Source organism: Mesorhizobium sp. P2_D5, assembly GCF_056404355.1.
Map to the genome: position 1 here is coordinate 1 of NZ_JBFUEE010000016.1, position 11,042 is coordinate 11,042.

The 11,042-nt window shown below is 61.8% G+C and carries 9 protein-coding genes; 6 read left to right on the forward strand and 3 right to left on the reverse strand.

Going from position 1 to position 11,042, the window contains the following annotated elements; all coding sequences use genetic code 11:
* From AC1DYW_RS32875 to AC1DYW_RS32900, 6 genes are all read left to right on the forward strand, one after another.
* Positions 1-1,950 (forward strand): DUF5801 repeats-in-toxin domain-containing protein (locus AC1DYW_RS32875; RefSeq protein WP_477228956.1); only part of this gene is annotated, 1,950 nt, incomplete at its 5' end.
* A gap of 61 nt (positions 1,951-2,011) precedes the next feature.
* Positions 2,012-2,383: a hypothetical protein gene (locus AC1DYW_RS32880; RefSeq protein ID WP_477228957.1), complete on the forward strand. Its 372-nt coding sequence runs from the start codon at positions 2,012-2,014 to the stop codon at positions 2,381-2,383.
* 53 nt (positions 2,384-2,436) lie between these two features.
* Positions 2,437-3,174 carry a lytic transglycosylase domain-containing protein gene (locus AC1DYW_RS32885; RefSeq protein WP_477228958.1) on the forward strand — a complete coding sequence of 246 codons (738 nt, stop codon included), beginning with the start codon at positions 2,437-2,439 and terminating at the stop codon, positions 3,172-3,174.
* Between the two features lie 91 nt (positions 3,175-3,265).
* A complete protein-coding gene (locus AC1DYW_RS32890; protein ID WP_477228959.1) occupies positions 3,266-4,465 on the forward strand; it encodes a type 1 periplasmic-binding domain-containing protein in 1,200 nt (399 codons plus the stop codon).
* Between the two features lie 26 nt (positions 4,466-4,491).
* Complete coding sequence (locus AC1DYW_RS32895) at positions 4,492-5,223, forward strand: thermonuclease family protein (protein WP_477228960.1); 732 nt, start codon at positions 4,492-4,494, stop codon at positions 5,221-5,223.
* A gap of 219 nt (positions 5,224-5,442) precedes the next feature.
* The gene (locus AC1DYW_RS32900; RefSeq protein ID WP_477228961.1) at positions 5,443-6,195 is read left to right on the forward strand and encodes a GGDEF domain-containing protein; all 753 of its coding nucleotides are present in this window, start codon (positions 5,443-5,445) and stop codon (positions 6,193-6,195) included.
* 21 nt (positions 6,196-6,216) lie between these two features.
* Here AC1DYW_RS32900 and AC1DYW_RS32905 read toward each other — a convergent pair whose 3' ends face one another.
* The 3 genes from AC1DYW_RS32905 to AC1DYW_RS32915 all read right to left on the reverse strand — a co-directional run.
* Entirely contained in the window at positions 6,217-7,566 is a 1,350-nt protein-coding gene (locus AC1DYW_RS32905; RefSeq protein WP_457154647.1) for an HlyD family type I secretion periplasmic adaptor subunit, read from the reverse strand.
* Positions 7,563-9,323: a type I secretion system permease/ATPase gene (locus AC1DYW_RS32910; protein WP_477228963.1), complete on the reverse strand. Its 1,761-nt coding sequence runs from the start codon at positions 9,321-9,323 to the stop codon at positions 7,563-7,565. Before AC1DYW_RS32910 ends, AC1DYW_RS32905 begins: the two co-directional genes overlap by 4 nt.
* Before the next feature lie 77 nt (positions 9,324-9,400).
* Positions 9,401-11,042, reverse strand: a 1,642-nt coding sequence (locus tag AC1DYW_RS32915; protein WP_477228962.1) for a DUF5801 repeats-in-toxin domain-containing protein, incomplete at its 5' end; no start/stop codon positions are given.

Sequence of the window (11,042 nt, forward strand, 5' to 3'; positions counted from 1 at the left end):
CAGGTGGTCGGCCGTGCGGGCGTCGGCGGCGTGATCGTGTTCACGGTCAGCACCGATGCGTCGGGCAATGTGACGCTCGACCAGCAGCGGGCGGTGGTCCATCCGACGACGGACCCGAACGAGCCGGTCAGCCTGAACGCCGACAATCTGGTGACGCTGACGGCGACGATCACCGACAAGGATGGCGATCATCAGTCGGCGACGCTGAACATTGGCAGCAACCTGACCTTCCTGGATGACGGCCCGTCGGCGGTTACGCCGGACTATGCCGTGCTGTGGAATGGAGCAGGGAACCCGGTCACATTCGCCCTGGACGAAGACCACACGCTGTCAAGCAACTACGGGGCGGACGGCGCCGGCACGGTGAAGTTCGCGGCGTCTCTTGACAACGCGGACAGCGGTCTGATGTCAGGCGGCGCGCACATCATCTACGACGTGTCGGCGGACGGCCATACCTTGTATGGTATTGCCAACGGCGCGACGGTGTTCGCGGTCACGCTCGACCCCCAGACTGCCAATCCGACTTATTCCGTGGACATGAACGGAACGGTCGACAGCCCGACCAACGTGACATTCACTGACGGAACGTATGCCTTCTACGGCAGCAACAAGTCCTGGGCCGGCTTGGTGCCAACGAATCAGGACAGCAATCCTGTCAACGATAACTCGCGTGACGTGCTTTTCACGCCCTTCGGCACCGGTACGACGATCAATGGGAACGCGAATTCCTTTGGCGTCGGCGGTGGTGCTGGCGGACAAAATATCGGCGCGGGCGAAGGCATAAGGGTCGACTTTGTCCAAGACTTGACTGGGGCCGCCCCCGGCAATCACATCTTTGACAATCACTATCTGGCCAATGGCGCCAGCTTCACGTTTGGCGATGGAACCAGCAACACCGTCCTTCAAATTACCGCTCGCGACGACAACGCTACTACCGGCACCGACGGTAACACGACAGTCGGCGACGGCCACCTCGATTCGGTCTCGTCAATTGCAATCACCTATGACGGGGAAACGCAGGTGGTCGCGTATGCCGACATCGGCACCACGGCAACACCATATACGCTAGGCAACCCGGGAGGGTTGACGGACAGAAGCTATACGGTTCACTTCGTCGATTTGGGAGGCGGTCACTATGCCGCCCAAATAACGGGTGTGCTCGATGCGAATGTTTCCATCGCGACGTTCACGGCCGACGGCTACAATAGCCTGGAGCTGTTGAATGCATCTCCGTCCGTCGACAGCGGCAACGACTTCGCCATTACCGGATTCGGCGCGGCCGTTCAGACCACCGATCCCGTCAACTTTCACCTACCGATCGAGATCGTGGATGCAGACGGCGACAAGGCGACAAGTGAGATCGGCGTGACGCTGAGTGGGACTGCATTTCAGGATCACTCTGCAGACGCCGCGGGCGCGTCTCATATCTACACGTCGACGGTGGCCATGCCTGACATTATCGGGTCTGCTTTCGGCGACACGATAACGGGCGACGGTTTTGCGAACGTGCTGTATGGAGGAGCCGGAGCCGACACGTTGAACGGGGGCGGCGGTAACGACACGCTCGTCGGCGGCGTCGGCACCGATACGCTCAATGGTGGGGCCGGCAACGACTTCCTCGTCGGCGGCGCAGGAGCGGATACGATGACCGGTGGCACCGGCGCCGACACGTTCAGGCTCGATCATCTCGACATCAAGGATCTTATCACCGACTACAATGGTGGTCAGGGCGACAAGATCGACCTGACGGCCCTGTTCGAGACGGCCCCTGCTGGGGTGGCCGACTTCGTAAAATACGATGCGGGAACACACACGCTCAGCGTCGATGCCAATGGCACAACCGGCGGCGCCAATTTCGTGGACGTTGCCGTGTTGCAGAACACGCCCGCCGGCACGATCACTGTGCTCTACGACGACACGGCGCATGTACAGCACACGGCCACGATTTAACGGCATGGCGCTCGGTCACGCGACTATGTTATACATTGCTAATATCGAGGGGAGCTCATCCATGAATCGTTCTGTAAGACTGCTGGTTTCCGCTGCGACGCTGTTGCTGGCAGTCGGGTCGACGGGCTATGCCGCCGACATCATCGAAGGTCCTTCGGTCGACTATTGTCGAGTCGCCGGGACGTCCAACCTGGTGCTGACCGACAACATCGTCGACCTCAAGGAGCAGGTGGTCAAGCTGATGGACGAGTCGGTTGCCGCCGCCAACAGCTCGGAGTGGATCAACTCGTCCCGGCCGGTCTTCGTCTGGGCATCGGAAGCGAAGGTCGCTTGCGGCATGGCCTATGGCTACCTGAAGACGAACTATCGCGACGAAGATACCCTCAACAAATGCGAGTGTTTTCACGATCGCATGGTCGAGTACATGCACTGACCGGATAAGCGAACCGACGCCTGTTGGCCATCATGATAGCCGACGGATCCTTTTTGACGGCAATCGCCGCAGCGATTGCGTTGGCCGGCTTTGGCCAGACTGTCACGCCGGCCCGCGCCAACTGGCTGGAGCGACCTTCCGTGCAACAACGGCAGCCGTCCGAGTTGACGCGGCCGACGCACTGCGACGCGGCTACGCAGTGGACCCGGCAGACCTTCAAGGCGTTTGCGAGTTGCCAGGCATTGATCTATGGCCTCGAGCCGGTGCTGGCGCATGCCGTGATGGAGATCGAAAGCGGGTTCGATCCTGACGTGCAGGGCGCCGACGGCGAAGTCGGCCTGATGCAGGTGATGCCGGCGACGGCGCGAATGCTTGGCTTTCGAGGCTCCCTCGACGGGCTGAGCGCGCCGGCGACCAACATCGCGCTCGGGGTCAAATATCTTGCCCAGGCCAACAAGCTGGCCGCGGGCGACCTGTGCACGACCGTCATGAAATATCGCGCCGGGCACAATGAAAGCCGGTTCTCGGCGCTTTCGGTCCGCTACTGCCAGCGTGCGCGAGCGATCCTGGCAAGGCAAGGGATTGAAGTGACCGCGCCGCTGCCCGTGGCGACATTGGGCTTCTCCGCATTTTCGTCGGGAGGAGAGGGTGGGGCTCCAGCCCAAGGAAAGGGCGTTTGCGTGCGCCGCGTGTTCGTGCCCGGGCCACGATACATGAAATGTGCCGACTATCGGACTGCCGGCCAAGCAAGACAGATCAAGGCGCTTAGAGCCAGGCTTTTCGAAGGCTAAAGAAACTACAGACGGCGCGGCAAGTGCGCCGTAACATGCGTTGAAGACCAGACCGGGAAGCATACTCGGCGGCACATTGGGTGGAGCAATCATGGAAGCTGGCCGACAGGGCCGATGTCTGCGGACATGGGCAATCGCGTTTGCGCTCACCACGACATTGTCAGGCTGCCAGTCGAAAGGCGGTGTTTCCGAAGTGCTCGATCCGGCGGCGATTGCCGCGCCTGGCGGGCAGACCGGCGGCGCGGGTGCTGGTCCTGCCCAGGCGACCCAGTCGCTAGGCACCGGGTCGACCAAAATCACGATGTTGCTGCCATTGTCGGCTCCCGGAACGGCGGGGGAAAACGGCAGGAAGATGCTCGATGCCGCCAAGCTGGCGATGACGGATGTTGGCAATGGATTGCTTACGCTGACGGTAGAGGACACGAAAGGCGACAGCGCACAGGCCGGCAAATTGGCGATAAGTGCGATAACGACGGGGTCGAAAGTGGTCATCGGCCCAACCGAACTGCCGGCAGCCCAGCATATTGCCACGCTGTCGGGGTCGAAGCGTCCACCGGTGCTGGCGCTTGCCGACAATTTCGCAGGAGGTGCCGGGGTTTATGCCGTGCGCCTCAGCGAAGCCGACAGTGCCGCGGCGGGCGCCGCGGGGCTCGCTGCCAAAGGCGGCAAGAAGTTCGTGTTGCTTGTCGCGGAAGGCTCAAACGCCAGCGCCGTGGAGAAGCGGGTCGCGAACGGCCTCAGCATCTATGGTGCGACGCTCGCGGTCACTGTCCCGTATTCGGCCAGCGACGGTGGCGCGAAGGCCGTCGACGAAATGGGCTCGCTCGTGGACACTCCCGACGCCGTGATCGTCGCCAGTGGCGATGGCAGCCCATCGCCTATCCTTGCCGCCCTCAGATCAAAGGGCATTCCGGGAAAGGCAATTTCCGTCGTCGGAACCAATCGGTGGCTGGAGCACCCCATGGATCCGCTGTTTGAGGGGGCATATATCGCCACGCTCGATCAACGCGAAACCGGACCGATCGCCGACCGCTTCAGGGCGACATACAACTACCCGGCCGACGTCAATGTGGCCTATGCTTATGATATGGTTGCGCTGACGGCAGGGGTTGCCAGTGCGGTCGGGCCCGATGGCTTCAGCAAGCAGGTTCTCGAAAATCCAAACGGGTTTCGTGGGTCGACAGGTCTGTTTCGGTTTCGGGCTGACGGATCCAGTGAACGATCGATGCCGTTTTACCAGATTCAAAAGGGCGCGCTCAAACTGGTTGCGAAATCAACGTCTGGTTTCTGATCGCCCTCGGGAACCCGGTCAATCTGATGGGCAGACTGGCCGATGGGGGCTGGCTGATGGTTAGGCTGGGCCGCAGCCGCTTGGCGATCGCGCTGGGAGGCCTTTTGCTTCTGGCCGGGGTTCTGCTGATCATTCAGGCCGGGGCTTTGCTTTCGGTCGATCGGCCCATCCTTGCCCCTTCGCAAAATAGCGGGACGCAGCCGACCCGAGTGGCTGCGTCCATCGTCGAAGCATACCGACGAGAACCCACGCGCAAGATTGCTCAAGACCTCATCGCTCCACCACAGCTTGATCCTGTAAATCTTGAACGGGTCGGGCCCCGTCCGCCGCTGACGGACCTTGGTCTGGCTGTGCCCCCGAAGACACCGATGCCGGACGATTGGCGGGAGGTGCTGCTCTTTCGCCCGGCTGCCGCAACGTCCGCGATCTTCGAATCCATGGGCCGGACAGTAATCATCAGCGGGGTGCAGGGCATCGACCTCGACAGAACCTGTTCGTTTCACGATGTCACCTGGCCTTGCGGCGAGCGCGCACGTGCCGCCTTCAATTCCTGGATTAGGGGACGCGCGCTGAAATGCTTCGTGCCGCCGGACGTCGAGCGTTTTGCCATCGCCGCCCCATGCAGGCTGGGCAAGCAGGACGTCGGCGCCTGGCTTGTGTCCAACGGCTGGGCCACGGCGTTGCCGAGTGGCATCTATGGCAAAGCGCAAGTGACTGCCCAGGGCGCGGGGATGGGCATTTTCGGTCCGCCACAATAGGCTGCGAGACTCAAAGAACCGGAGCAGCGTTCGCCGAGGCCGCCGTTGATTGTTCAGCGGCCGTCGGCATTCCATTGATTAACCTTTACGGCGCAAATTTCCGCGGCAAGCCGGTTGCTTGAACAGTATCGGGTCTCATAGTTCAAATTGTATGCTTCTCGGAAACTGAAAATGCTGTACGCCGGCTCTATGCTGGCTGATCTGACAGGAGATTAGCCAATGGCACAAACCACAGCGACCGCCTCCGCGCAGGCATGGAGAAGCGCCGCATGGCTGACCTTTCTAGGAACAGCCGGGAGCCTCGGCCTTTCCCTGGGCTTCAACTATCTGCTCTTGTTCAGCGACGCGTTCACGCCGTTCGGGCGCAGTATGATGACAGCCGTGCTGTTGCCCGTGGTCATTGGACTGCCGCTTTTCGTACTAATCGGCTGGCAGCAGATCCAAATCCGCAGCTGCCGTCAGGAACTCAACAGGTCCGGAACCTATGACAGGTTGACAGGCTGTCTGAACGGGCCGGTCTTCACGTCGATGGTCGAAAGAAGAGCAACAAGGCCATCGGCGCCGGGACCACGCTCGGGCGCCTTCCTGGTCATTCATTCGGAACATCTACGGTCCATCAATCTGCGCTTTGGCCTTGAATGGGGCGACGAGGCTTTGCGGCTCATAGCCATAACCATACAATCATCAGTACGCGCGGATGATCTGGTTGGACGCATAGGGACTTCCATGTTCGGGGTCTTCCTCTCAGGCGCGACCGAAGCAGAAGCCAAGGAAATCGGCGAGCGTATCCGCACGCGTGTCGCGCAAGTCTATTTCGCACCAAAGGGAACCGAGGATGCCCTGACCATCAAGGTCGGCGGCGTGATGTTTGAGAAAGAGATGGAGTTCGCGGACATGTTTCAGTTCGCCGAACAGGGCGTGTCAGACACCCAGGATGACGCCAGGTTTGAATTGAAGCATCTCAACAGCTGACGGCTTTCGTGCAGCCTATGGCTATTTTTCCCGCATCGCGCGGCGGAAGTTCTGCGTGATCGGCTCGGCGAGGTAAGAAAGCACGGTGCGAGCACCGGTCCGGATCATCGCCTCGCTCGACATGCCGGGCAGCAGCTTGCGGCCTTCCAGCTTGGCGAGTTCACTCTTGTCGATCAACACGGTTGCGGCGAAATACGGTGCCCCGCTGCGCTCCTCCACCATGCGGTCAGCCGACACGATCTCCACGACGCCGTCGAGCGGCGGCAGGTTGTAGCGGGCGAAGGCCGGGAAGCTGACGCGCGCGGGCTGTCCGGGGGCGATCGTCTCGACATCTTCAGGTTTGACCATAGCCTCGACCACGAGTTGTTGTCCGAGCGGGACGACTGTCATCAATGTCTCGCCGGGTTTCACGACACCGCCCGTCGTGTGGACCTTCAGGTCCATGACGATGCCGTCAACCGGTGCGACGACATTGGTACGGGTCAGCACGTCCTTGGCGGAACGCTCCTGTTGCCTGAGGTCAAACAATTCCGCCTCGACCTTGCTCAACTCCTCGACGGCCTCGTTCAGCCGCACTGTGCCGAGGTTCAAGATCTGCATGTCGATCTCGGCTATGGCGCTTCTGGCACGAGCGATTGCCGCGGTGTTGGTCGCGCGCTCCCCCTCGATCTCCCTCTGTTGTCGTTTGAGCAACAGGTTCCGCTCGCGCGTGGTCAGCCCCTTCTTGAGCAGCCCCTCGAGGTCTTTGCTTTCACCCCCGATCGCCTCGATCTGCTTGTCCTCGGTGACGATGAGCTCCTTCAGTCCGTTTATCTCTTCCTGTATCTGGTTATGGCGCTGGCTGAGGATTTCCCCCTCATCCTTCAAATTGTGCTGCTTCGCCGCGAACACGTCACGCTGTGCGGCCACCGCGTCCCTTGCGGCGGTAGCGGGGTCTGCGAGCAACGCCGGATCGAACTCGATCTCCGGCTTGCCGTCCCGCTCGGCCCTGAGACGCGCGGCTAGCGCGTCGCGCGTTGCTATCCGGTTCTGGATCAGGTCAAGCTGCGTCTTTGCCTGTGTGTCGTCGAGCCGGATAAGGACCTTGCCCGCCTTGACGATATCACCGTTGGCGGCGTTCAGGTCCGCGATGATGCCGCCCTCGAGGTGCTGGATCAGCTTGCGGTCGCCGGCGACCTTGATAACGCCCGGTGCTACAGCGGCGCTGTCCAAAGGCGCCAGCGCCGCCCAACCGCCGGCGACGCCGAAGAACAGGAACATGATCGCGAACCCGGTGCACGTCACGCCCGTCAGACGCAGGGGTAGCGGTTCCAGCAGGGACGGTGGCGGCACGGGCAACGGCACGACGTTCAAGTCCGGGGAACGGCTCATGCTTCTTTGACTTCCTTGACCACTTCGAGGGTTGGCAGCGAGGCTCCCATCGGCATCTGGGTCACCTTGCGGGCGCGGTTGGCGAGTTCGTTGAAGACATAGTCGCGCGGGCCGAAGAGGTCTTGCTGGCCGTGGTTGAGGACCAGCACCTTGTCGACCTTCTCCAGGATATTCGGTCGGTGCGCGATCAGGACGATGGTCGTGCCCGCCACCTTGACCGCGCTGAGGGCTGCGATCAATGCGTCCTCGCCATCGCGGTCGAGGTTGGAATTGGGCTCGTCCAGTATAAGGAGTGGCGGGTCGCCGTAGAGTGCCCGCGCCAGGCCGATGCGTTGGCGCTGCCCGCCTGACAGCACCGCGCCGGATTCGCCGATCTCGGTGGCGTAACCCTTAGGCAGCCCCTTGATCAGTTCGTGAACTCCCGCCAACTGAGCGGCCTTGACCACGTTGTTGAAGACCGGCGGGTTGAGCTGCGCGAAGCGGCAGATGTTTTCGGCGACGGTACCGGCGAAGAGCTCGATGTCCTGCGGCAGGTAACCGACATGATGACCACGGTCCTCCGCCGCCCATTGGGCAACGTCCATGCCGTCCAGCAACGCACGCCCCCCGGATGGACGCCAGGCACCGGCCAGTATTCGCGCCAGGCTCGTCTTACCGGCCGCGCTCGGGCCGATCAGCGCCATTGCTTCACCCGGACTGAGCCGGAAGTTGATCCCTTTCAGAATCGGCTCGCCACCCTGTCGGGCAAGCACGAGGTCGTCGGCCTCAAACCGCCCCTTCGGTCGTGGTAATGGCAGAACCGCTGTGGCCTCCGGGTGCTGTCCGGCGACCGCGGTGAGACGCCGGTAAGCGGCACGCGCTCCGACCGTGGCCTTCCATGTGGCGATCGCTTGTTCAACTGGGGACAAGGCGCGACCCATGAGAATCGAGGCGGAGATCATGATGCCGGCCGAGGCTTCGTTGCGAACCACCAGATAGGCACCAAGGCCCAGTATGGCCATTTGCAGGGCGAGCCGGTGACAACGCGCCATGGCCGCGATGACGCCGCCACGGTTGGCGGCAAGGACTTGTCCTTTGTTCGCCTCGTCCTGCTGCGCCTTCCAGCCCTCCAGCAGTGGCTTTAGCATGCCCATCGCCTGGACGACCTCGGCGTTTCGGATCGCAGCTTCAGCCTGCGTGTATGCCCGCGACTGTGCGGTTGCGGCCTCGGTCAAAGGCTTGCGCGTGAGGTATTCGTTGAGCACCGCCAAGGCGAAGAGTACGACCCCGCCGACCAGCGCCAACCAACCCAGCCAAGGGTGCATGAGGAATATGGCGGCGAAAAACAGAGGCGCCCAAGGCGCGTCAAGGATAGGGAAGATGCTCGGGCTCGTGAAGAAATTCCGCACTTGATCGAGGTCGCGCAGCGGTCGGGCATTGGCATGCCCGGGCGCCGAGGCGGCATATTCCACCGATGCGGTCAGCAGAACTGGTGCCAACCGCGCGTTCATCCACGATCCGACTTTAGCCAGAAGGCGCCCGCGCACCACTTCCAGCCCCGCCATTGCGACGAGTGCCCCTGCCGCCATCAACGACAGCATCACCAGCGTCTCCAGGCTGTGGCTGGACAACACCCGGTGATAGACCTGGAGCATGTAAAGCGCCCCGGTCAGCATCAGCACGTTGATGCCAGCGCTGAACCAGATAAGCGGCCGGATGGCACGTCTGGCCTCTTTCATCACCACTTGCAGGGCAGGGGGCTGTTGGTTGGCTTTCATCATTTATATCTCTGCGGGGTGCTGCTTCGTGCGCAGATGGCGGGAGGCAACTTTAGCTGCCTCCCGTCGCTCAGTGATCAGGCGACGACGTCAACGGGTATGTGCTGCGTCGCCGTCGTATCGGCGTCCGCGTCCGCGATCTGGAACGCGAAGTCGAGGTTGGCATTCAACGTCCCGGAGGTCGTCTGCACGAAGCCGATGTCCACGATCTTGAGGACATCGTTGTCCTGCGCCTCCCAAGCTTGCGTACCACTGCTTGCGCCTTCGACCGGGATGGTGTTGGGGTTGTCGATGATCCCGTTCAGGTTAATCGCGGATCCTGTCAGCCCGTTGCCGGATTGCATGATCTGCATCCCCTGAATTTTGAAGTTCTCACCGGCGGCGAGGTTGTAGTCGTTGCTCTCGATAATGAGGAGGGCGTCGTTGTTGTCGAGCGTGAACTCGGTGTTGTACGGGGACGGCACACCACCGGTCGAAAGCTTGAAGAAGTCTTGGTTCTCGACAAAGATCGACCTCGTGGTTTTGACGTCGTCGGCGGTGGATGCTGTGCCTTTGTCATCGATCAGGTCGAGGACCACGATAAGATCCTCGGAGTTCCCGATACCGTCGAACTTGATGGCGACGCCGGACACAGAGTCTGTCGGGGTGGTTTTCTCAGTACCACCACCGGGGGCACCGGGGTTCACGTCCCCGAGAATGTTCTCGTTGAAGAACCGCAGCGTCAGCAGTTCGTTCTTCTGGATCGTGTCACCCGCGACACCGTTCGTGGATTGGGTTGCCGACACCCAGTCCTCGAAGCTGCTGGTGACGAACTGGCCGTTGTTATAGGCAGTGTCGAGAGGCGGTCCGTCCGGTGCGCCGTCACCCGAGCCGTTGAAGCCGAAAGGAGAGCCGGCAGGGTTCGTGTTCGCTGTGAACTGCACATAGAACCCGTTGGTGTCGGTGGTGCCGTTGTTGAGGTCAAGTTCCGTCACCACGAGTTCCGGGTGTCCGGTGTTACCGGGAGGTGCCTTCCGCAACAGTTCGGAGGTGTGCAGCACGTTGAAGCTGAACCCGTCGATCGGGTCCGCCAGGGTGATGCTGTAGGTATCGGCGGCCTTGTCGAAGGTCAGGGTGCCGCCCGCCGTGGCATCCTGCACGCCAGCCGTGATCGGGTCCTTGTCATAGTGGAACGAGAAGGTGAACGTTGCACTGGCGGCGTCCTCCGACGTCAGTGTCGCCACGGCTTGGGTAATGCCGGGGGTGCCCGGGTTATCGACCGTGCCGGTCAAGCTGATCTGGACACCGGCGAGGCCTGTGTTGATGTCGACAAAGTCGGAACCACCGCCCGTGTAGAATGCAGCGTTGTGACTGTCTTTGCCGATGTCGTACCCGAAGGCTCCGGTAGCAGTTGCGTTCAGCACGTTGTGCAGGGTCTCATCCTCGACGGCTGGGGTACCGGGGTCACCGTCGAACGGCACAGTGATCGTGGGGCCGTCATCCTGGAACTGCACGGCATCGCCGATACCGGTCGAACTGGTCGCTGTGTCGCCGTCACCGTCGGTGACCGTCACCACCGCCAGCAAGGCGCTGTCGGTGATGTTCACCGACTCGTCGTGGCTGGCTCCCGGGGTCGGATGATGGATCGAGGCATACTGCGCCACGCTGACGACGCCGGTCGTGCTGTTGATGGCGACAGCGAACGCCGCCGCCCCACCGGCCCCGCCGATGCGGCCGACC